Source organism: Pseudoalteromonas maricaloris, from assembly GCF_024746855.1.
Classification (GTDB): domain Bacteria; phylum Pseudomonadota; class Gammaproteobacteria; order Enterobacterales; family Alteromonadaceae; genus Pseudoalteromonas; species Pseudoalteromonas maricaloris.
In genome coordinates, this window is the sequence record NZ_CP024625.1 from 1,437,992 (window position 1) to 1,461,422 (window position 23,431).

The following is a 23,431-nucleotide window of genomic DNA, read 5'->3' on the forward strand; positions in this document are numbered from 1 at the left end:
ATTTAACTCAAATGTGGTTTTTGTTTCTTCTGCTAGGCATATTTGCCGGTCTCTTTGTGGTTTTTCCGTTTATTAAAAAGGAAAAGCGCGTCACGGTTGATCATGATGCGAATGCCGAGCGTATCGATATTTTCTATCAGCGTTTGGAAGAGTTAAAAGAAGAGCTTGCTAATCAGCGTATCGAAAAAGACAGTTATAATGAATCTGTGGTTGAACTCAAGCGTCGCTTATTGAATGAGTTATCGCCTGAACAATCATTGACGAGTCGTGGTGACAACCGTGTGTTGGCGCTGACGGGTATTGCTTTTATGGTGTTGGTGACAGGTGTCTTTTATTACTACACGGGTAGCCACAGGCAAATAGCGAGCTGGCATGAAGCCGTTGAAAAGTTACCTGAGTATGGTGAGCGTGCAGTAATGCAATCTGGAGAGCCGCTAAATGCCAACGAGCTACAAGCATTTGCGCTGGGGCTAAGAACTAAACTAGCAACCGCTGGCGACGATGCAGTTGCATGGATGTTACTTGGTCGTGTTGCAATGTCACTTAGTGACTTTGAGATGGCGATGCAGGCATTTGATAAAGCACTCGTGATGCAACCTAATAACAATAATGTTCTGGTGAATTATAGCCAAGCATTATTGATAGAGGGCTCAGAGCCAAGTATGAATCGCGCGGCCAGAATGTTGTCAAAAGTGCTCAAGAATGATCCAACGAATATTGATGCGATTAGCTTGCTGGCGTTAATTGCCTATGAACGTCAAGATTGGAAAGAGTCAAAAGCCGCTTTTGAAGTCTTGTTGTCACAATTAACCAAAGATGATCCGCGTTATGAGATGATCGCAGGGCGGATTGCTGAAATCGAGCAAAAGTTGGGTCAACAAACAGATGATCCAGTAGCTGTAAAAGCTGGTATTGTCGCTACTGTAACCATTTCAGCTGAGTTACAGAACAAGATTCCAAAGGACAGTACTTTGTTCGTTTTTGCAAAAGCGGCTGAAGGCCCAGCCATGCCATTGGCGGTCGCCAAAATTACAAACTTTAACTTGCCAATGACGGTAAACCTAGATGATAGTATGGCAATGATGCCTGAATTAACCTTGTCGAAATTTTCTCAAGTTACGGTCACTGCTCGTGTTTCTAATGATGGTTCAGTTATGCCTTCAGAAGGAGAACTTGAGGGTGTTTCAAGCGTAATTGAACTTCAACAAGGCGAAAATCAGCTCAATGTCGAGATTAGTCGTGTCTTAACAAATACAGGGAAATAAATGCTTAAAGCTGTGCTCACAGGCTTACTTGCGTTGACCATTGTTGGTTGTGCGCAAGTACCCGAAGAGAAAAAGGATCCACGAGATCCATTTCAATCACTTAACCGCCCACTCTATGACTTCAATATGGATGTGTTGGATGCCTATATTTTACGGCCAGTTGCTAAAGGATATGTTGCGGTGACTCCCGCTCCTGTGCGCAGTAGTGTGGTTAATTTCACCACCAACATCGCCGCACCGACCGATGCAGTAAACGCAGCACTACAGGGTAAGCCTGATCATATGGCAATCAATGTTGCTCGCTTTTTAGTTAATTCTACGGTCGGTATTTTTGGCTTGTTTGATGTTGCGAAAACACTTGGGCTTGAGCTTAAAGACGAAGATTTTGGCCAAACCCTTGGTGTGTGGGGCGTTGGCGATGGTGCGTATATTATGATCCCTGGTATGGGACCGACGACCGCGAGAAACTTAACGGGTGATGTAGTCGATAACTTTGTCTTGCCAGAAGTTGCACTCACTACGCCGCAAACAGTATTAGTGTTCGCGCTGCGTGCGGTTGAAGCAAGAGCGGCTTTGATGTCACAAGAAAAGCTGCTAAATGAGTCGCTTGATCCATACACTTTCTTAAAGGATGTATATTATCAACGTCAATTGTACGAGCTATTCGATGGCAACCCGCCAATGGAAGAAGAGCCGGATGATTTTGACGAGAACTTTTTAGAGAACTTGTAAAAATAAGGTCGGCAATCGCCGACCTTTTGGTTATCTAAGTATACGGTTAGAAGCGCCAGTTAAGATTTGCCCAGAGCGTCCGTCCCGGCTCATTGACTCGATCAATTTGGTCAAAGCCACTTACTGCGGCCCCTGAACGACTTAAATGCTCGGCATAGGTTTTATCGAGTACATTATCTATTCCCGCAGTGAGCTGTAAAGTATCGCTATATTGATAATTGGTATTGAGTGAAAGCGTGCCAAACCCAGCCGTCGTAGTGACGTCCTGCCCTGCAATATTCCCTTGTCCAATCGCCACTCTGTGCTGATGTCGTACTAATCTTACCAATCCGCCTAGTTGCCACTTATCGCTTAATTGGTAATTGCTTGCAATACGCAGTTGTAGGGGCGGTTGCTGAGCCAATGCGAGATTGTCAGTAAGGTTATTACCCTTTACGTAGTTGATACTACCGGTGAGTTGCAGCGCTTTGCTCGCTTGCCACATTACTTCACCCTCAAAACCGAAGGTTTCCGCGTCAATATTTCTGGTCACTTTTGACATCATATTCATCTTTTCAAACATATTGTCGATTAATAAATAGTCGTCAATTTGGTTATAGAACACTGAGAAGTTGACGTTAATGTCTTTGAACTGCTTTACCAATCCAGCATCTAATTGCACGGTTTTTTCAGTATCGACATTAAAGGCAGAAATAGACGTTTCACTTCCTCGGCTACCACCGACTACTTCCCAGTAATCGGGAAAGCGCTCTGTAACGCCGAAGCCGACAAAATAGCTACTGTTTTTAGATTGTGCTTGATAGCGGCTAAATCCGCTGAATAACGTATCGTCTCTTGTTTGTAGGGCGGTTGGGTTTGGTTTCATCGACATCATTGCGCTTATCATGGTGCGATGATCTTCACTTTGCCAATCATCAATGCGCAATCCGCTAACCCATTGGCTAGTTTGACTCAATTGATATTCGAACTCGGCAAATACACCGAGCTGTCTAAATTCAGCATCTATTTGGCGTGGCATCGTTTCTACCGGATTGTTGAATTGATCTCGGCTGACTCGATTGCGGTGCTCATTTACTTGATAATCGACACCGTAAATAAAAGGATGTTGGGCATTGATTTCTGAAGTCAACGTAAGCTTTGCGCCATAAGTTTTACGGTCAGGGTTGGAGGAGGTTGGGGTTTTCATCATCATGTTAGCAACAAAAGGACGTAAGCTATGATTGTCCATGATGTGGTCAACGTAGTTATAGTATGCGTTGAATGTTAACTCTTCAATCAGAGATGAAAGGGAAGATAATTTGATATTCAGGCCAATATTTTCTCGGTCGAAGAGGCTGCCATCCATCATGCGGTCGGGATAGGCAACTTCACCATCGCTTACCCCGTAAGTGATAGAGTAAAAAGCGTCATCGCTTGGGGTATAGGCAAACTCTGTGTCTATATTCCAGCGCTCATACGCTGAGTGAACTTTGGTGCCATTACCATCTTCATAATCATCTGCATCACTGTAATTTGCTGCTACCCGAGCGTATCCGCGTTCATTACCAGCCTTGATATCGCTGTTAACACTGTGGCGGCCTTGGCTCGAAAGCACCGCATTGGTAAAGCCAATCACTTCAGATTTAGCTAGGCGTTCATTTTCACGTTCAAACACCACAGTCGCAGCACTGTTGCCTGGACCATACAACACAGTTTGTGGGCCTTTGATGACTTTTAAGGTGTCGTAGGATTGTGGCGTAATATATGCCGTAGGCGGGTCCATGCGGCTACCGCAACCACCAAGCGTTTGACCATTATTGGCGATAATGGCAATTCTAGAGCCTGCCATGCCACGAAACACAGGGTCAGCACTTGCGCCGCCTTTTTTAATGAGTGAGAATCCCGCAATTGAAGAGAGTAAATCCGCGCCATCTTGTGCTGGTAGTGGTTGGCGTACTGCTTTGGTATCCGTTGTTAGCGTAATTGGTGTTTGCATCGGTGCAATAACAACAATTTTTTCAATTTCATCAGCCTGGGTGATGGGAGATAAGGAAACAATAGCAAGAGAGAGTAGGGTGCGTTTCATAAGTTCACTTTGAAGTTGTTTTAGTGCACTTATTTTATCGTTATCAGGTGCTTAGCGGGATGCGACAGATTGTCGCATCCTTTGACAGGTTACTCTATCGCTTTTATTTGAGTGTCACTCCAAACTTGCGACTTTTGATATAGCTCGGCGATATTTTGGCTGGTTACGCCAAGAGATTTTGATATGGTTTCAACACTCTCCCAGTCACCCTTTTCCATAGATTCAGCAAGGTCCAGATAAATACCAAAAGCACTCGGTTTTTTCAGTAGGGTTGATTTAATTTCTTGAGATAAGGGTAATTTCGTCAATAAACTGGCCATATCGTCATCGAGAATGGCGTCCATCAGTGACATCATGCCAACCAAAAATGTACTTCCAGTATCAGAGATCTTATTGGCCTTGGTTGCTATTGCTTCCATAAAGTGTGCGCGCAATAAAGAGAGTGAAAGTAGTTCTTTGGGCTTTTCAGTATTAAGCTGTGAAGCAAATAATAATGAGATCAGACGCTTAAGCTCTTCACTACCGAGTACAACCAAGGCTTGTTTAATCGTTGATATTTCTGCTCGGCGTTTAAATACAGCACTATTTGCATAACGAAGAAGTTTGTAGCTTAGGTTTACATCACGTTCAAAGACCTGTGTGATCCTAGCAAGGTCGGGCTCAACGCTTGAAGTCTCATAAAGCAATTCAGCCATGGCTAATTCCGAAGGAGCCAACGCTTTGGTTTTGACCATTTCGGGTTTGGCAAAAAAGAAGCCTTGAAAATATTTGAATCCAAGCGACTTGGCGAGTTCAAACTGCTCGTAGGTTTCTACTTTTTCTGCCACTAAATCAATGTTAGGGAAATCCTGTATTGCGGTTTTAATGGCATGGACTTGCTCTAGGTTAGTTGCCAACAAATCGACTTTTATCTGGTCAATATAGGGAAAAAAATGGCGCCATACATTTTGGTGATGGTAATCGTCAAGTGCAAGCGTATAGCCTTGCTCTTTAAGCTCTTTTACACACGCTAAGAGTCTTTTCCCCGGTTGTACCGTTTCTAATATTTCGACGACGACTTGTTCTGGCGCCAACATTTGCACATAGCCTTTTGCCAGTGTCTCTAGGGTGAAGTTAATGTAAGCAGGGCGTTGATTTGTGAGGTCATCAAGACCAAAGGTAAACTGGCTGCCTTCAACCAAGCGACTTGTTGCTTCATCACCATCAATTTCGGGAAATACATTATTTAGGCCATCACGAAATAAAAGTTCGTATCCAATCAATTCCCTTTGGACATCAAAAATTGGCTGACGAGCCGCGTAAAAGTACATAGATACTACCGTCCAAACAAAATGCTATTGGCTTTAATATAAGGTAAAAGTGCAATCAGGTCACGTTGGGAAATTGAGTTTACAGAATATGGGTAAATACGGAACATAGGCTGAATGATAATTAACCAGTTGAATTAGGTACGAATAAAATACAGTTTTGATCAATGGTCGCAGGTGGTTGGGTGTATGGTTTGTGCGTGTTATAGTGGGTTCTTTATGTTTTTGGCTTTTATTCAAAGTGAGTTAGAAATCGAATAATTAAGTGATAGAAAAAGCTCACATTTGGAGAAGAGCCCAACTAACAATTAGGAGGCTAATTTGGAGATAGGTACGATAATCTCTCTCGCACTGTATTTTATTGCGATGTTGGGAATTGGGTTATACGCATATAAAAAGTCGACCAGTGATGTGTCAGGCTACATGTTGGGCGGTCGTAGCTTACCACCAAGTGTAGCGGCGCTTTCAGCGGGCGCATCCGACATGAGTGGTTGGATCTTAATGGGTCTGCCGGGTGCCATGTTCCTGTATGGTTTTAGCAGTACATGGATTGCAATAGGCCTTGTGATTGGTGCTTGGCTTAACTATTTATTGGTTGCACCACGCCTGCGTGTTTACACAGAGTATGCAAATGATGCGATAACCATTCCTGACTATTTTGCAAATCGTTTTGAAGATAAAGGAAACGCGTTAAGAATAGTCTCAGCGTTAGTGATCATTGTTTTCTTCACCCTATATACCTCTTCTGGTGTGGTTGCTGGTGGTAAGCTGTTTGAAAGTTCGTTTGGCATGAGCTATGAGAGTGGTTTATACATCACCACCGGCGTTGTTGTGCTTTATACTTTGTTTGGCGGCTTTTTAGCGGTAAGTCTGACCGACTTTGTACAAGGTTGTATTATGTTTATCGCTTTGATTTTAGTGCCTTTAGTTACCTTCTCACTGCTCGATAATCCGCTATCTCAAACACTAAATGAGTTAAACCCAACGATGTTAACTTGGGTTGGTTCGGCTGGTGCAATAGGTATTATTTCAGCAATGTCTTGGGGTCTTGGCTACTTTGGTCAACCTCATATTATCGTGCGTTTTATGTCTGTTCGATGTGTGAAAGACATGCCGACAGCGCGTCGCATAGGGATGAGCTGGATGATAGTTGCAGCGCTCGGTGCTGTGGGCACTGGTTTGTTTGGTGCAGCTTACGCACATGAACATGGGATTGTTGTGGATGATGCCGAGACCATTTTCTTGATTTTATCTCAGTTATTGTTCCACCCATTGATTGCTGGTTTCTTACTCGCAGCAATTCTTGCAGCAATTATGAGTACCATTTCTTCGCAGTTGTTAGTGAGTTCGAGCTCGTTAACTGAAGACTTTTATAAGATATTCTTGAACAAAAATGCTTCGGATAAAGAACTTGTGCTTGTTGGTCGTATCAGTGTACTAGTTGTAGCGCTTGCTGCCATTTACCTTGCGTACGACAGAGATAGCTCGATTCTAGATCTTGTAAGTAATGCTTGGGCTGGTTTTGGTGCGGCATTTGGCCCACTGGTGCTGATAAGCTTATTCTGGTCTCGCATGAACTTTGCTGGCGCGCTTGCTGGTATGGTATCTGGTGCGGTGACTGTGTTGGTATGGATCTATGGTCCGTTTACTTATAATGGTGAGCCGCTTAGCGCGACATTATATGAAATTGTTCCAGGGTTTATTGTCGCGACAATCGCTATCTTTGCTGTCAGCCTACTGACCAAGGAGCCAAGTAAAGAGATCACGACGCTATTTGATAAAGTAGAAAAAGCGCTTGATTAAAGTCGGTTGAAGTGAATAAAAAACGGAGCATTCAGCTCCGTTTTTTATTTCTTAAAGATACGTAAATACGGTTTAAGGGGTCACTTTAAGCTTGTTCTTTTAAGTGGTTAATCACGACTTCATGGTGATCTTTGGTTTTAAACTTATTGAACACGTGCTTGATGGTGCCGTCTTGACCGACTAAGAAAGATAGGCGATGAATGCCGTCATATTCTTTACCCATAAATTTCTTTAATCCCCACACACCAAACTCATCGGCTACCGCGTGGTCTTCATCCGAGAGTAAGTCAAAGTTGAGTTCTTTTTTGTTTTCAAAGTTCTTTAACTTTTTCACAGGATCTGGACTAATGCCAACGGCTACGGTGTTTAATTCAGCCAATTCAGCTTTGTGGTCACGCAGATTTTCAGCCTGAACGGTACAGCCTGGGGTCAATGCTTTAGGATAAAAATAGACTAAAACTTGATGTGACTTTAATAAAGTAGCAAGCTCAACGGTCTCGTCGTTTTGGTTTTGCAGTGAGAATAATGGTGCTTTATCACCAACTTTCAAAGTATTCATAGTAAATCCTTAGCGAATGCGTCTGAATATATAGTCTACGTTTAAGGAGTGTGAAAGATCTTCGAACTGAACTTTAAAGTTATCAATATCCACATCCACTGGAATATTAAACTCAAGCTCGCAGCGCATATGTAGCTCGTCTTCTTGCTCAAAAGTATCTGACTTTAGTGAACAAATATTCACTCCTTGTGCTGCAAAATAGCGCGTTACTTTGCTGAGTGTACCGGGAGTATCTAGTCCTTCATATTCCAAAGTATAACCTGCACTGTATTCGCCTTGCTGATGGCTCGACGTGCGTTTCATCATGGTTAAGAGACCGAGTTCCATCCCTTTTGCTGGTAAGGTATGTTCTACACGACTAATAGACGCCATGTCACCGGCTAGCAACATAATAAAGGTAAATTCATTTCCCAATATTGCGATACGACTGTCGATAATATTACAGTTGCAGTCACTCACAAGCTGTGTCAATTCGCCAACAATACCAGATCTGTCTTCTCCTATTGCGGTTAAGACAAGTTGATGGTTTGCATGCATGGTCATTTTGGAACCTCTGATTTCACGTAATGCGCTCAAGGTTAATAGTTAACGCGAAATACTACCATATCTGAGTTTTAGCGCTAGCGCGTTGTAATAAAAAATAGAATTAGGGTTGCGCGGCATGGTTGCTTGTTTTTCTAATGTATGACAAGTAACATAAGGCAAAATTTTGGCTATGAGATACGTGTTCCCGATATAGTACGTGGAATATTTGATAGCATAGCGTTATTAATTCAGAGATTGTCAATTTTTGGCAACTTTGTGTGAACCAATTCGGCAATCCTAAATCATAACTTTGATTCGAATAATAATAGGGTTTGCTAAGGAGTAAATGAGTGCAGTATTGGATCCCAAAATCACTGGTTCTTGGAATTGCCGTTAGTCTAAGCGGCTGTAGTATTTTTACAAATGATGCACATCATGAAAGAAATTATCGTGCAAATGCACCGGTGAAAGCCCCTGAGGGCTTAGCTCAGCCTTATCGAGACCCAGAATTTGCAATGCCAGTCGGCCAATATGAAAATACAGCTGAACCGGTAAGTTACCGTGCACCGCAACAGGTATTAACAGTTGCGCAAGGTAGTTGGGTAGAGCAGGGCGAAGAAGCTGCAAGGATCTTTTTTGATAAGAATGACGGTATAGAAGATTTACCGGCATTTATTTGGCGTGCTGTGGATGGCGTTGTGGCGATGCATAATGCCGGACTTGAAAGCGATAACAAGGCGCAAGGCTCGGTGACCACATCTTGGTATTCACTGATCAAGCCAAAAGACGGCTGGTTTTGGGAAGAAGCGGCAGAACCATCTAAGCAAAAGTTTAAGTTTACTGTCGAGCAAAAAGAACATCAGCGTACGGCGTCAATTCGAGCGGAATTAGTAGATTATCAAGGCGATGGTGAGTTAACTGCGCTTCAGAAAAATCACCTCGAAGTTCGGGCACTGAACGAAGTCGTTTCAGAATTTGACTATCAATATCGTCTACTGCAAGTTGAAATGCGTAAGCGCCAAGGTGTACTGGCACTTGAACTTGGGTTTGACAAGAATGGTGATTCGGCGCTACTGACAGAAAAAGGTCAAGAAGCGGTGCTTGATCGCTTCTCAAACTTCCTAGAAAGAAGTAACTTTACGGTTGTTCGTGTTGATAGAGAAAAGCAGGAAGTTTTGGTCCGTTATGAAGCGCCTGAAAGCAGCGTTTGGGACTCTATTTGGGGTGAAGAAGCGGTTGTGTTGCCAATTGACAATGGTGATTACACGATAAAGATCGCTCAAGCGCAGGATACGCGTACTTCAATTACCTGGAAGGATAGCGAAGGTAACGTACTTGATGCAAACACCATGAATAATCTGCATCAAGCCTTGATCACTTTGCTTAGGCAAAAAGGCCTAACAATCTAATAAATATAATAATTTAAAAACGAAAAGAGCTTCGGCTCTTTTCTTTGTTTTTGTGGAAGTAAAAAATGACAGAGAGCACTATGACACCACGCTCCACCTTACAAACGTGGTTTGCGTTTATCGTACCGTCATTGATTGGTATCTTTTTATTTATGACGCCAGTGGCGGTGGGGGAAGCAATGACTATCCCAATCGCTGTTATGGCGAAATGGTTACAAGCGCAAGTCGCTCCCTTTATTAAAGACATGATTGTCGCAATAGTATGTATTACCGGGATCATGAGTTTGGTGATAAAGCTCCTAAGACCCCAAGCGCTATTAAAAATAACCATAATAAAGCACTTATTTGACGTTAGCTGGGTTTGGTTGATAACCCGACTAGTCGGCATGGTGTTTATTGTGCTTACCTTCAATGGTGTTGGTCCAGAAGCGATCCATTCAGAAAACACAGGAGCATTAGTGCTAAATGACTTGTTACCTGTACTCTTTTCTGTCTTTATTCTTGCCGGCTTGTTACTGCCATTACTACTTAACTTTGGTCTACTTGAGATGGTTGGTACACTCTTAACCAAAGTGATGCGCCCGCTATTCGGTGTGCCTGGTCGTAGCGCGGTAAACTGTGTTGCTTCTTGGCTTGGCGACGGTAGCGTAGGTATCTTGATGACTGCTCGCCAATATGAGGATAAGCACTATACACAACGAGAAGCGGCTATCATCGGCACCACATTCTCTGCGGTTTCCATTACTTTCTGTTTAGTTGTGATTGGTCAAGTTAAACTCGAACACCTGTTTGCTCCTTTTTACCTCACCGTATGTGCAGCTGGCTTTGTTGCAGCGATCATAGTGCCGCGCTTACCACCGCTAAGGTTCAAAAAGGATATCTATGTAGATGGTAGTGATCACAATCAGGATTCAGAAGCGGTACCAGAAGGAAAAGGCCTATTAGGTCATTCTTTGGATATTGCACTTGCTAAGGCAAAAACGGCACCAGGGCTTAAAGGTACATTAGAAGAAGGCCTGCATAATGCGTTAGATATGGTATTTGCTGTACTTCCCGTGGTTATGGCAGTTGGTACTTTTGCCCTGATCATCGCAGAATACACCCCTGTATTTCAATATTTAGGTACACCTTTCGTTCCTTACCTCGAGCTACTCAATGTGGCAGAAGCCGAAAAAGCAGCACAGACGATCGTTGTCGGCTTTGCTGATATGTTTATTCCGTCAATCCTTGCTGCAGGCTCTATTGAAAGTGATACCACCAGGTTTATCGTTGCCGCAATGAGTGTTACCCAGTTAATTTACATGTCTGAGGTTGGGGCATTATTGCTTGGTAGCAAAATCCCGGTGAACTTGTGGGAGCTATTCCTAATATTTATTTTAAGAACGCTTGTTACCTTACCTGTTATCGTCTTTATGGCGAAATGGTTAGTCGGTTAAAAGAACATTCGATAACAGAGTTCACTAATAACCCACAATATTTACTCGCTTAAATATTGTGGGTCAGTTGGCTAACTTCATGCTGAATATTGACGTTTGATGCTCGGACTGGCCGAACCAAATCAGTCTAGACTGAGCATTATCCTTTATCGATAGTCTAACTTTACAAAGCCGCTTCGTGCTGCCAATAACTGATATAAAGTCCAAGTATAAAAAGCTGCAGTCGGGCTAGGGTTTTTCGGCAGTTTTGGCCTACACCTGCAAGCACTGCGTTAAGTCCATAATCTTGCTTTCTTTTTAAGCGGCTAAGACCCAAGTGTCTATCCTGTTTCATGTGCCTGATGATTAGCTCTATTGTATTGCTCTACTTGCACTTTCTCTTAATATTCGGTGTCACTCCATGCTTTTGCCCAGCAATATATACATCATAATACGCAGCTAAGCACCCTCGATGAGCCCTATCTACAAAACAGCTGTAGGGTCGCTTATCAGTGATATTTTCCATTATTGGATAAAGAATTACACACCACAAAGGTATTACCAGACGGATTTTCGCATCATATGGCTACTGTGTTTTCGTCAGACAGTTTTTAGATTTGTTTAAGATATTCGAGACCTGCGAGCAGGTTGATAGGCTTTGTGTCAGCACCTTTATCAACATAGTATTGTGTAAATTCAACCTATATTCGCTATCAATCAATGAGTTTGGGCGGCTTCACGAGTTCATGACGTAGTGACAAGATATCAATGAGCTCACTTTGAAACGGGTGCTTTTATGATGTTTGCGTGTATGGTTTTGGTTATCAGGTTCAAAAAACTGCAATTTTAGGATAGTAGGGTCGTTTAGATCTTTATGTAATTCAATAAATTAAATTGATTTCAGGATGAGCCAACTAGAAGAGGAGGCAAGAGATATGCAAAATATGGTGGTCACGTTTATCTAGCCAAATTTGAGGTCAATCAGTAAGTAATGTCGTCAGTGTTTTAGGCTTTCGGAGTGCAAAAAAAAGCCCCATTCGACATGAGGCTTTAGAAAGTCTGTATTTAACAGTGAAGTTATCTAGATGTGTATAAAGTACCTAACACTTCAATTTTAGCCTCAACTACCTTTCCAGATTGTTTCAGCTCGGCAAGTTTACCAAGTAAATCTTGATTGCTATTTACACTAACAACGGCAATTCTGCCACCGTCATATGTATTTTCAACAGCAACGTCGAATTCACTTGCTAAATCGCTTGCAGACGCACCGTCTTTCAATAAAAGGTTGATATTGCCAGATACCGGAGCAATTTCACCATTAAAAATATTTTTTACTAAAGAACCTTTAGTGAACAACTTGCTGACAGAAGTTGACTTAACCAAAGCTTTATTACCTTTTTTGCTAATAACAGCATTGGGATCAGCAATTGCTGCAGGAACTAATGCATGATCAGACATGATTTTATAAGCGCCAAAGTCAGGCTGTTCAAAACTTGCCACTTTGTTGACCTTCTCCATTTTTGGAGTCAAGTTGTCATTAGCTTCTGCTTGAGTCAAGAATAGTGAACCCGTAATTAGTGCTGCGATTTTTAACTTGTTCATAATATACACTCCTATTACTCAGCAGACTGGTGACCAAAGATACGTACAGCTGCACCCATCAATTTTGATGGTGTAGAGTTGTTTACGTAACCATTATAGACAATATCGCCTGTGCTAGCTGTTGCAAACGATTTGTCAGAAACGTCTAGCACGCGAATTGTCCATTCCCCTTTGGCTGATTCGCCATAGAAGCTATTTGATAAAAATACCCCATTTTTCAGGATATAGCCGTTCTGGAAGCCGGCTCCACTAAGGTCATATGCTGGGCGTATCAACGCTTGTCGAGATGACAGTAAAACACTTCTAGTACCACTTGGAGAGATAACTTCAATCGCTAAATCGGAGCCCGCAGTAGACTGAAGGACATCTTCACCGCTTTCTATTCCCATACCGAATTCATCGTTGAATACGTCTAGTTTGAACTGAGCTGCTTCAACTTTGATATCATCTTCAATTGTGACTTTGTATGTCGCACCAACCAAGCTATTATCAGGAATTGGCATTTCAAGTGATTCTTCTGCTACTACTGAGCCTGCGCCGGTCCAATCAGTAATTACTTCTTCACCTAAATTGTTCGAGTAAGACTTAGCCATTTTCACAGCCTCGCCAGCATCGACACGTCCAAATCCGTAAAGATTATTATGGCTATAACCAGCCGCATTCTCAACCCAACCATCATGTGCAACGAATTCGTTATCACCTACAGGTACAGTTACAGATGCATTTTCAGCATCATTCTTGGTACTAGTCGATGCAATGATGTGTCTCACATCCCTCCAAGTTAGTTCGTTGTTGGCTGAAAGGATTAAAGATATCACACCAGATGCATTTGGAGCCGCCGAAGAAGTTCCGTTCATAGAAGAACGATAATTACAATTAGGGTTTTCAGGATGACCAGGGTAATCGAATGGATACTGGCTTGCGGCAAACTCTTCACCATAAGCGGCAGTCCAACCAGCTATCGTGCGGCCGGTGTAGCCTGAGCTACCGCTCAAACATGTCATCGGGTCGGTTGTAACCATTGCTGGAGCCCAACGGCCATATTCACCAGCTGGGGCTGCAGCTAATAGGTTAGAACCAGCGCTTGAATAGCTTGTGTGTTTACCATTTGAGTTAACAGCGCCAATAGAAAAGTAGTATGGATGGCCTTGACTACTTTCACTGTTGCTGTTGTAACAAGTTAACCCAAGGTCATTTGCACCATTATCTTCACAAAATGACCCTTCTAAGTCTTCACTCACGAAGCTATTACCGCTTGATTTTACGTTGGTCGCTCCTTTACCTGAGCGAAGCTTTCTGTTTGGATAAGACTCAATGGCTTCGTCGAGTTCTGAATAGCTAAATTGAACTGGGTAAGTAAGACCATAGCTGCGGTTAAACACAGAAATAGACTCGCTTACAGTGATACCTGAACCAGGAAAGCCATGAACTAATAGCTCTTGCTTCGGCGTTTTTTCGCCGCTTGCCAATAAGTTCATTCCAATGAGGCCTGTATCAGGTGAAACACCTCGGCCGCCTAAGCCATTCCAACCTTTTGAGGCGATAAGGCCAGCTACGCTAGTACCATGGTCGCCATTGGTTGCCTTGCTTGTTGGGTCTGTTTTATCCAAAGCGTCGTTTAAAAGGTTTAATGATCGATTCGGAAGCACATTAGGTGCTAAATCTTCGTGTCGAATTTCAAGTCCTGAGTCTACTACTACCGCAGTAACGCCTTGACCAGTAACACCTTGAGCGAATGCATTTTTTACATTCATATCTTCGCCAGCGACTAAGATGTTTGTTTCTGCTTCTTCGAATTCTTTATCCCAATATTGTTGGGCTTCCTCTTCTGTCATTATTCCACGGCCTACATATAAGTCGACGAGACCTTGTTTCATTTCGTCACTCAGTGCATATGCTTTCTGACCGGTGTTGTTTAAGTGCCATTGTTGGCTGGCTAGGGGATCTGTAATGGCTGCTGGGATCTCAATGCTACCACTAGCTGATTTACTGTTTGCTGTTACTGTGAAGTTAATTGTTGCCGCTTCGCCTGTCACTGACAGGTAGTCAAACGCGTTGATACCTTTTAGTGTCAAAATACCATGTGAAAGAGTATAAACATTGTCTTCTGGGATGATCTCAGTTTCACCATCAAATATTGCAATTGATAGGTTATCACCATCAGCATCTGAGGCTTGAATTGGACCTGAAGTTGTTTGCCAATGCTTAACATTCTCTAATTGAGTAACGCCGGCTTGAGGGGCTTGATCTACTTCTTGAGCTGAGCTGTTCTTATTGTTATCACTACCACCACAAGCAGATAGCGCTAATACTATCGCTGCAGATAAAGCAGTATATTTGAATTTATTGTTATTCATGTTATTTACCTTCGTGATCTTTACGGCAACAAATGTACTCAAGTAAATTTATGTTAGCAATTTTATAATTTATTTTATTGTAACTATTTTGTAAGCAAAAAATATTTTTTATTTATATTTTCATGTAGTTAGGTTGTTTGAAAACAAATGTAAACAGGGGTAGGGGCTGTTGAAAAAACAAACAGGTTAGAGGGTGATTTAACCTGTTTGTAATCTTTGGTGGGTGGCTATTATAAACTGTTAATATCCTTTTTAACTTGATAACCTTCGTCAGTAACAATCTGCTCAAGAATGGCAACTCTTGATTTCAAAGCATTAAGCTCTGCGTGCAATTGGTCTCGTTCTTTTTGGCTTTGCGAATCTAACTTTTTGTATTCTAAACGGCGTTTATACATTTCGCTAAGTATGCCTCCACCAACGCTAATAAGTACAATTAAAAAAACCATCGTAGTGCCGGACATAATCAATTTACCCCTTTTTGTTGATAATTGATGTTGATATTTAGCTTAGTCGTATTTTATCCATCTATTATCGTATGGATGTAAATAGCCTGAATTTCTGATAATGCTTATTTATCATGGATCTTGTGGAAATTATTCCATGGTTACTACATATTGCCTTTACTAAATGACAATAGATACTTTTGCGTTAGCAAGGTGATTAAGTGCTGTCACCGTAAAAACTCTATTGTTGTAAACGGCAGTAGCTATATAAAGGTTTTAACCACTATGCGCTATTTTACCGCTTACTCTAGTCTAAAGTTAATTATTCATGCTTATAAAGAGTAAACTAAAATCAGTAATTTAATCTGTATACACCATAAAAAATGGCATCATGATTTGCCATCATGATGCCATTAAGTCATCTATAAGGTGAACTGACAATTGTCAGTTAGCACTCAATAATATTTACTGCCAATCCACCGCGCGCGGTTTCTTTATACTTGGTTTTCATATCGTTACCGGTATCAAGCATCGTTTTAATCACTTTATCTAGTGACACTTTTTGATCGCCCGTACCGCGTAAAGCAAGGCGAGATGCGTTGATGGCTTTAATAGAACCCATTGCATTACGCTCAATACACGGAACTTGCACAAGCCCACCGACAGGGTCGCAGGTTAGACCTAGGTTATGCTCCATACCAATCTCGGCTGCGTTTTCAACGTGTATAACGTTACCACCCATTATTTCAGTTAAAGCGCCAGCAGCCATTGAGCACGCAACACCTACTTCACCTTGGCATCCAACTTCGGCGCCAGAAATTGAGGCATTCTTTTTATATAAGATCCCAATCGCCGCTGCGGTAAGTAGGTAACGTGTGGCAATCTCTATATCCACTTCTTTGATAAAAGTGTGATAGTACATTAACACCGCTGGAAGAATACCGGCTGCACCATTGGTTGGTGCGGTCACTACGCGGCCGCCCGCTGCATTTTCTTCGTTGACTGCAAGGGCAAACAAATCCACCCAATCCATTGCGCGCAGTGGATCTTGGTGTGTTTCTACACTGAGTTTTAAATACAGGCTAGGTGCGCGACGACGAACCTTTAAACCGCCCGGTAAAATACCTTCGGTTTTCATACCACGTTCAATACACGCTTTCATTACCTGCCAAATGTGGAATAGCGTTTCTTTGATTTCAGATTCTTTACGTAGCGTTTTCTCGTTGGCCATCATTAACGAAGACACACTGAGCCCAGACTCTTTACACATTTCCAGTAGCTCGGCGGCTGAATTGAATGGGTAAGGTGCTGGGTTTTCTGTTCTGATATCTAGCGCTGCTTGCTTTTCAGCTTCAAAATTCTGATCGGTAACGATAAAGCCACCGCCAATCGAGTAGTAAATTTGGCTATGAGCAAGCTCTTCGCCTTTATATGCTTTAATTTCCATTGCATTGGAGTGCTTAGGCAGCGTTTTGCGACGGTGAAAAACAATCGCACCTTGCTTAGGAAATTTTACTTTATGTTGCTTGTCGAGATAGATAACCTGTTCATTTTCTATGGTTTCTAAGATCTCTGGTACTAAATCTGCATCAATGGTCTCAGGGTCGTAACCCGCAAGTCCTAAAATAACAGCCTTGCCAGAGCCGTGGCCAATACCGGTTTGGCCTAAAGAACCGAACAGTTCCACTTTCACCGAAGTGATATCATCAACGATGCCTTGTGCCTGAAGGTCTTGTACGAATAACCTAGAAGCACGCATTGGTCCCACCGTATGAGAGGAAGAAGGGCCAATACCGATACTAAACATATCGAATGCACTGATCATAAATTTTACTCACATTGCCTTTAAAACGGACGCCATCATAACGTGTCTACTTTGGGAAGTAACCCATAATCGGCAAAAGTATATGCCAGTTTTGCAGTAAGCATGATAGAAAGGTCTCTAATCAGCAAGGTGGAAGGGGATTTTAAAAAAGGTCTTACCAGTTAAGGGCTAAAATAGGGCGGTGAACTGTTTGACGATTTTTGCCGTTGCGCCCCACAGTAAACCATGCGGTGTCATAAACCCGTCGAGTGAAACTGGCTTGCCTTTATTGGTAAAATGGAAAGTTCGCCAATTCTTGGCTGCATTTAATTGCTTTAATGGCACCGTAAAAGTATGTTGCACTTCGTCGCTTTGATTCGCCCAAGTCGCATTTTGTTGTACAGAAGCAACAACGGGGGTGATTTGATAGCCGGTGAGCGTTTGCATAAACGGCAATATGCCCAGTACTTGAGACTCAGAGATTGTCAGACCTATCTCTTCTTCGGTTTCGCGCAGTGCTGTGTTGATGATATTGCTATCTTGTTGTTCGACTTTGCCGCCCGGAAAGCAAATTTGACTCGGGTGGCTCGGCAATTCGCTGCTGCGTTTGCAAAACAACAGGTGGGCTCGAGCGTTTACATCAACAATAGGAATAAGCACCGCACTTTGCTTTAGAGTATGCAGTGTGGTTGGTGTTTGCGCCATGATGGGCGCCAACATAAATTGCGATATAACCTGATCAATCTTCATTTAATACCGGGAGGATTTTATTCACTTTGTGGTAAGTCTCTTCAAATTCCAACTGTACTTGAGAGTCTCTGACTATACCACCACCTGCCCAGCAATGTATCTTATTTTGATGACAAACTAGGGTTCTGATAGTGATAGAGGTATCCATATTACCACAGGCGCTAAGGTAGCCGATTGAGCCGCAATAAACGCTGCGTCTGTGCGGCTCTAGCTCTTCGATGATCTCCATGGCGCGGATCTTAGGTGCACCTGTTATGGAGCCACCGGGGAAGGCGGCTTCGAGTTGATCAACTGCACATTTACCTTCGGCTAGTTTAGACGTTACCGTACTGACTAGATGGTGAACCGCAGGAAAACTTTCGATTGCAAAGAGTGATGGAACCGCAACGGAACCCGGCTTGGCCACTTTACCCAAGTCGTTACGCAGTAGGTCAACTATCATGACATTCTCAGCTCGATCTTTGCTGCTGTTCCTCAGTTTTTCAGCTTGCGCTTTATCGGCGTCAGTATTTGGTAATCTTGGCAAGGTGCCTTTAATCGGCTTAGTTTCTACAATATTGTTTTTAACTTGGATGAAGCGCTCTGGTGACACAGAAACAATAGCACTATTGCCTAAGTTAAAAAATGCTGAGAAAGGCGCTTGGTTGTGGTTTCGAAGCTTTTTATACGCGAGCCACGGAGTTCCTTCAAAGTTAGCACTGAATCGCTGTGCTAGGTTTATTTGATAACAGTCGCCACTTAGCAAATAAGATTGAATGCGCTCAAAATTTTGCTCGTATTGTGCTCTACTCATGTTTGACTGCCATTGTGACGTCAGTCTAAATGGCTCGAACGCTGAGGCGTCTTTGAGCCGCTGCAAATACATTTCTAGCCTTTGTGTATCAGGTTGCGACACATAAAACCAAGCTTTGAGTACTTTGTCATAAATTAACGCGTCTGGATACAAGCCAACACAGGCATCGGGGAGCCGAATATCATGTTCTGCACAATGTGGAATGTGTTCAATATAACGGCCGAGATCATAGCCAAAATAACCAAGCCAACCGCCATTAAAAGGTAAATCATGGGGAGCACTGCAATTACTATACTGGGCAAGCTTATCTTTCATCACAGTGAATATAGATTCACTTTGTAGTTCGCCGTCTAAAAATACATTTCCGTCTTTAGCTTCAAGTAAATTAATTGGTGCAATCGCAATGATATCGTAGCGACTATTGATGTGATCGGAATCGCTTGAATCTAACAGGATAGCCTGAGATCCGTTTGCAAAGTGTTCAAATAATTCTAGTGCATTATGCCTAATGTCTAATTTCGTACAGTTTATTCGCTCGTTTATCATTTACTTGACCTGCAAAGCTAGCCCCAAACGGGCGGGGAGGTTATCATAGTTACCTGCTATTCCATAGTTTAAGGTATTGAAATTGACTTTCTGACGCTGAATAACAACAATTGCCAGCGAAAGTTTCAATACCAAAAAATACCGTCGAAAATTGAGGAACCGTCATGAGTACAATCCGTCAGCAAGACTTTATTGATAGCATTGAAGATGCGCTTCAATATATCTCATTTTACCACCCACTTGATTTTGTCCAAGCATTAGAAAAAGCCTACGAAAAAGAAGAAAGTAAGGCCGCGAAAGATGCAATTGCACAGATCTTAATTAACTCACGCATGTCAGCAGAAGGTAAGCGCCCGCTGTGTCAAGACACTGGGATAGTAACCTGCTTTGTTAAAGTCGGTATGGACGTTAAGTGGGATAAAACTGACTTGACGGTACAACAAATGGTAGATGAGGGAACTCGTCGTGCCTATATGAACCCAGATAATCCGCTACGTGCATCAATCGTTGCCGATCCTGCTGGTAGCCGTAAAAACACCAAAGACAATACGCCTTCGGTAGTACACATTGATTTAGTACCTGGTGCTGAAGTTGAAGTGATGATTGCAGCGAAGGGGGGCGGCTCTGAAAACAAAACTAAAATGGTGATGCTAAATCCATCAGATGATGTTGCAGAATGGGTAGAAAAAACATTACCGACAATGGGCGCTGGTTGGTGTCCTCCGGGCATGCTAGGGATAGGTATTGGTGGTACAGCAGAAAAAGCGGCTGTATTGGCAAAAGAGTCTTTAATGGATCCAGTTGATATCCATGAGCTGATGGAACGCGGTGCCGAAACCGCAGAAGAAAAACTGCGTCTAGAAATTTTTGAACGTGCAAACAAACTTGGTATTGGGGCACAAGGTCTTGGTGGTTTAACAACCGTTGTTGACGTTAAAATCAAAACGGCACCAACACACGCAGCATCTAAGCCAGTGGTAATGATCCCTAACTGTGCCGCTACACGCCACGTACATTTCACACTAGATGGTTCAGGTCCTGCAGATCTAAAAGCACCAAAGCTCGAAGATTGGCCAGAAGTGACTTGGGAAGTAGGTGAAGATACGCGTCGTGTCAATCTAGATACTTTGACCAAAGCAGATATCCAAGAATGGAAAATGGGTGAAACTGTCCTGCTTTCAGGCAAGATCTTAACGGGTCGAGATGCGGCGCATAAACGTCTGCAAGAAATGATGAATTCTGGTCAAGGCTTGCCAGAAGGTGTCGATTTCACTAATAAGTTTATCTATTACGTGGGTCCAGTGGATGCTGTTGGCGATGAAGTCGTGGGTCCTGCAGGTCCTACCACATCTACACGTATGGATAAATTTACTGATCTGATGTTAGAGAAAACCGGTCTTATCGGCATGATCGGTAAAGCCGAGCGCGGTCCAGCAACTGTCGAGTCAATCAAACAAAATAAAGCCGTGTACCTTATGGCTGTTGGTGGCGCTGCGTACTTAGTGGCAAAGGCAATAAAGAAATCACGTGTTGTGGCGTTTGAAGACTTAGGTATGGAAGCTATTTATGAATTTGAAGTAGAAGACATGCCGGTGACGGTTGCCGTTGATAGCAATGGTGAAAATGCGCATACTCAAGGCCCTGCAATTTGGAAAGCTCGAATTGAAGAGTTAGATAGCAAACTTAGTTAATCAGCTATACATTGATGGAGAGTACAATAGGTACTTTCCACTTTAAACATTCGGCTTCAGTGTTAAATTGAGCAGCCGAAGTATTATTTAGGAGGCTATTCGCCTCCTTTCTTGTATGGATATGTTTACAATGACTATTTACCTTCCGTTTACGTAAACAGTAACTTCAGAAAAATTCAATAAGTTAAATTAAAATTCCTTTAATGTTTTTATTTTTGGTTTGTTTTTCCTGTATCTGTTTTTGTTTTGAATTAAATATTTGTATTTGCTTTGAATTGGGTTTATATCATCTCAATTTGTGGAATGGTGCTAGAGTTAGTGATAGAGTCTTGCCAATTTCAGCGCTATTTGCCCTTGGTGTGGTATTGAACGCAAAGTCACACCTAAGAGCTTACCCGTATGGGATAGATAATTTTTGGAGAAGAAGAAAGTGGCTGTATTTAACCAAGTTGAATTTGATAACCATGAGCAAGTCGTATTCTGTTCAGACGAAGCATCAGGCCTTAAAGCGATTATCGCGGTACATAACACTAAACTAGGTCCTGCGGTAGGTGGCTGTCGCCTATGGAATTATGCCTCTGACGAAGACGCAGTATATGATGTACTGCGTCTGTCTAAAGGGATGACATATAAGAATGCGGTTGCACGTTTACCGTTTGGTGGTGGCAAATCTGTCATTATTGGCGATGCTAAGACTATCAAGTCAGAAGCGCTATTCAGAGCGTTTGGTAAGCACCTAGACCGTTTAGGTGGCAGTTACTACTCAGCTGAAGACGTAAACATCACCACCGGTGATGTAATGGTAATGCATAAAGAAACAAACTACGTAATGGGTCTTGAAGGTAAAAGCGGCAACCCTTCTCCATTTACTGCGTTAGGCACATTCCTTGGAATTAAAGCAGCTTACCAACACAAGTATGGTCACCAAGATTTGGCTGGTATCAAAGTTGCCGTGCAGGGCTTGGGGGCAGTTGCTTACACTCTATGTAAGCATCTCCATGAAGCGGGTGCAGAGCTATTTGTTACAGATATTAACGAAGAGTCAGTGCAACGAGTGGTTAATGATTTCAATGCGACTGCTGTTGGTATCGACGAAATCTATGATTTAGATGTTGATGTGTATGCGCCGTGTGCACTAGGTGCTACGGTAAATGACGACACTATTCCACGTATCAAAGCCACGATCATTGCAGGGTGTGCAAACAACCAGCTTGCAGAGTCTCGTCATGGTGAGATCATTCGTGAAAAAGGCATTTTATATGCACCAGACTATGTGATTAATGCTGGTGGGATCATCAATGTTTACTATGAAACAAAACCTGAGGGTTATGATGAGGCTGCAGCGACTAAACACGTAGAAGGTATCTACGACACGCTAACCGAAATCTTTAAGCGTTCTGAAGATGAGAAAGTTTCAACACATATAATTGCTGATAAATTAGCTCAAGAGATTATTGAAAACGGTCTATAATAACAGCGCCGTTTAATTACCAGAGAGGGGCACACGCCCCTTTTTTTGTATGAAAAAGAAAATACCTCTTGATACTTGGCCTCGCCAAGAACACTTTTCGTTCTTCAATGATTTTGCCCAACCTTATTTCACCGTTACTGTCAGCTTACAAATGGAAAGAGTTTACGAAATGAGTAAACGTAGTGCCGTTCCGTTTTCTCTTAGTTGCCTATACGCACTACAACTGGCATTACAAAGCTATACCCCCATTCGTTATCGTATAGAGGCTGGAGAGGTGATTGAATATGATGCTGTAGAAATTAGCAGTGTGTTTCTGCGAGGGGATGAAACCTTCAGATTTGTAAGGCTTGCACCTGAAAGTGATTTCAACCGCTTTATTAGCGCCAATATTCATAGCAAAACTGAACAACTAAATGGGCCGCTTGTCAGTGAGCAATTTTTAATGGAAAGTCAGGTGCCAAATTGCGTTCATGTATCTATACTTCCATGGTTATCTTTTTCCAGTTTTGGTCATGCGAGACACAGTAGAGATGACTTTGGCATCCCAAAATTTGTGTTCGGAAAATACAATAAAGCAGATGGTACGATGCCATTTTGTATTGAAGTCCACCATGCCTTAATGGATGGTCTACACGTCGCTGAATTCGTTCAAATTCTACAGGAAAAAATAGATCAAGCGATTTGGGATAGATAAACAAATTTTGCGTTAGTTCGCAGAAGATGAAATAATTTGCGTTCTTTGCAATGAAAAATCTAGCTTATATTGCTGTTTTTATAGGTTATTCATAATTTCTATTTGGAATATCTATTCAATTTATTGGAATAAATCTGATGTAAAATATTGTAAACAGCGTATGCAAAAGGTTGGTTTTACAAAGGATGTGTATCTTTTGC

At 42.4% G+C, this 23,431-nt stretch carries 19 protein-coding genes; 8 read left to right on the plus strand and 11 right to left on the minus strand.

The features are described from left to right. The first annotated feature begins 11 nt into the window (after window positions 1-11). Both ccmI and CTT31_RS06135 read left to right on the plus strand, forming a co-directional pair. Window positions 12-1,265, plus strand: coding sequence for a c-type cytochrome biogenesis protein CcmI (gene ccmI, locus CTT31_RS06130; RefSeq protein ID WP_463201862.1), 1,254 nt, complete (start codon window positions 12-14; stop codon window positions 1,263-1,265). Then, window positions 1,266-1,997: an MlaA family lipoprotein gene (locus CTT31_RS06135; RefSeq protein ID WP_260492184.1), complete on the plus strand. Its 732-nt coding sequence runs from the start codon at window positions 1,266-1,268 to the stop codon at window positions 1,995-1,997. A gap of 46 nt (window positions 1,998-2,043) precedes the next feature. On the opposite strand, the gene CTT31_RS06140 is transcribed toward CTT31_RS06135, so the two are convergent. Both CTT31_RS06140 and CTT31_RS06145 read right to left on the minus strand, forming a co-directional pair. Next, a complete protein-coding gene (locus CTT31_RS06140) occupies window positions 2,044-4,062 on the minus strand; it encodes a TonB-dependent copper receptor (protein WP_260492185.1) in 2,019 nt (672 codons plus the stop codon). 89 nt (window positions 4,063-4,151) lie between these two features. After that, window positions 4,152-5,372 carry an EAL and HDOD domain-containing protein gene (locus CTT31_RS06145; RefSeq protein WP_211859562.1) on the minus strand — a complete coding sequence of 407 codons (1,221 nt, stop codon included), beginning with the start codon at window positions 5,370-5,372 and terminating at the stop codon, window positions 4,152-4,154. Between the two features lie 318 nt (window positions 5,373-5,690). Between CTT31_RS06145 and putP the strand changes: the two genes are divergently transcribed. Beyond that, window positions 5,691-7,172: a sodium/proline symporter PutP gene (gene putP / locus CTT31_RS06150; protein ID WP_211859563.1), complete on the plus strand. Its 1,482-nt coding sequence runs from the start codon at window positions 5,691-5,693 to the stop codon at window positions 7,170-7,172. 85 nt (window positions 7,173-7,257) lie between these two features. Here the strand turns inward: putP and bcp are convergent, their stop codons facing one another. Then, a complete protein-coding gene (gene bcp / locus CTT31_RS06155; protein ID WP_130126580.1) occupies window positions 7,258-7,731 on the minus strand; it encodes a thioredoxin-dependent thiol peroxidase in 474 nt (157 codons plus the stop codon). Between the two features lie 9 nt (window positions 7,732-7,740). Then, complete coding sequence (locus CTT31_RS06160; RefSeq protein ID WP_010369065.1) at window positions 7,741-8,274, minus strand: glycine cleavage system transcriptional repressor; 534 nt, start codon at window positions 8,272-8,274, stop codon at window positions 7,741-7,743. A 332-nt stretch (window positions 8,275-8,606) separates the two neighbouring features. Between CTT31_RS06160 and bamC the strand changes: the two genes are divergently transcribed. Further along, window positions 8,607-9,665 carry an outer membrane protein assembly factor BamC gene (gene bamC, locus CTT31_RS06165; protein WP_039492478.1) on the plus strand — a complete coding sequence of 353 codons (1,059 nt, stop codon included), beginning with the start codon at window positions 8,607-8,609 and terminating at the stop codon, window positions 9,663-9,665. A 65-nt stretch (window positions 9,666-9,730) separates the two neighbouring features. Beyond that, window positions 9,731-11,101 (plus strand): YjiH family protein, encoded by a 1,371-nt coding sequence (locus CTT31_RS06170; RefSeq protein WP_260492186.1) that lies wholly within the window; start codon window positions 9,731-9,733, stop codon window positions 11,099-11,101. Window positions 11,102-11,264: 163 nt separating this feature from the next. On the opposite strand, the gene CTT31_RS06175 is transcribed toward CTT31_RS06170, so the two are convergent. From CTT31_RS06175 to pabB, 7 genes are all read right to left on the minus strand, one after another. Beyond that, window positions 11,265-11,435 (minus strand): hypothetical protein, encoded by a 171-nt coding sequence (locus CTT31_RS06175; RefSeq protein ID WP_239982397.1) that lies wholly within the window; start codon window positions 11,433-11,435, stop codon window positions 11,265-11,267. 722 nt (window positions 11,436-12,157) lie between these two features. After that, window positions 12,158-12,682 (minus strand): hypothetical protein, encoded by a 525-nt coding sequence (locus CTT31_RS06180; RefSeq protein WP_039492476.1) that lies wholly within the window; start codon window positions 12,680-12,682, stop codon window positions 12,158-12,160. A gap of 14 nt (window positions 12,683-12,696) precedes the next feature. Then, window positions 12,697-15,039, minus strand: coding sequence for a S8 family serine peptidase (locus CTT31_RS06185; protein WP_260492187.1), 2,343 nt, complete (start codon window positions 15,037-15,039; stop codon window positions 12,697-12,699). Window positions 15,040-15,269: 230 nt separating this feature from the next. Continuing rightward, window positions 15,270-15,500 (minus strand): hypothetical protein, encoded by a 231-nt coding sequence (locus tag CTT31_RS06190; protein ID WP_017218017.1) that lies wholly within the window; start codon window positions 15,498-15,500, stop codon window positions 15,270-15,272. Window positions 15,501-15,930: 430 nt separating this feature from the next. Continuing rightward, entirely contained in the window at window positions 15,931-17,307 is a 1,377-nt protein-coding gene (locus CTT31_RS06195) for an L-serine ammonia-lyase (RefSeq protein ID WP_010369030.1), read from the minus strand. A 168-nt stretch (window positions 17,308-17,475) separates the two neighbouring features. Then, window positions 17,476-18,036: a CoA pyrophosphatase gene (locus CTT31_RS06200; RefSeq protein WP_260492188.1), complete on the minus strand. Its 561-nt coding sequence runs from the start codon at window positions 18,034-18,036 to the stop codon at window positions 17,476-17,478. Next, complete coding sequence (gene pabB / locus CTT31_RS06205) at window positions 18,026-19,375, minus strand: aminodeoxychorismate synthase component I (protein ID WP_211859567.1); 1,350 nt, start codon at window positions 19,373-19,375, stop codon at window positions 18,026-18,028. The genes CTT31_RS06200 and pabB overlap by 11 nt, the downstream gene beginning before the upstream one ends. A gap of 164 nt (window positions 19,376-19,539) precedes the next feature. Between pabB and CTT31_RS06210 the strand changes: the two genes are divergently transcribed. From CTT31_RS06210 to CTT31_RS06220, 3 genes are all read left to right on the plus strand, one after another. Then, the gene (locus tag CTT31_RS06210; protein WP_010606398.1) at window positions 19,540-21,066 is read left to right on the plus strand and encodes a fumarate hydratase; all 1,527 of its coding nucleotides are present in this window, start codon (window positions 19,540-19,542) and stop codon (window positions 21,064-21,066) included. 430 nt (window positions 21,067-21,496) lie between these two features. After that, the gene (locus tag CTT31_RS06215; RefSeq protein WP_010369022.1) at window positions 21,497-22,537 is read left to right on the plus strand and encodes a Leu/Phe/Val dehydrogenase; all 1,041 of its coding nucleotides are present in this window, start codon (window positions 21,497-21,499) and stop codon (window positions 22,535-22,537) included. A gap of 49 nt (window positions 22,538-22,586) precedes the next feature. Then, the gene (locus CTT31_RS06220; protein ID WP_260492189.1) at window positions 22,587-23,231 is read left to right on the plus strand and encodes a CatA-like O-acetyltransferase; all 645 of its coding nucleotides are present in this window, start codon (window positions 22,587-22,589) and stop codon (window positions 23,229-23,231) included. Window positions 23,232-23,431: the final 200 nt, after the last annotated feature.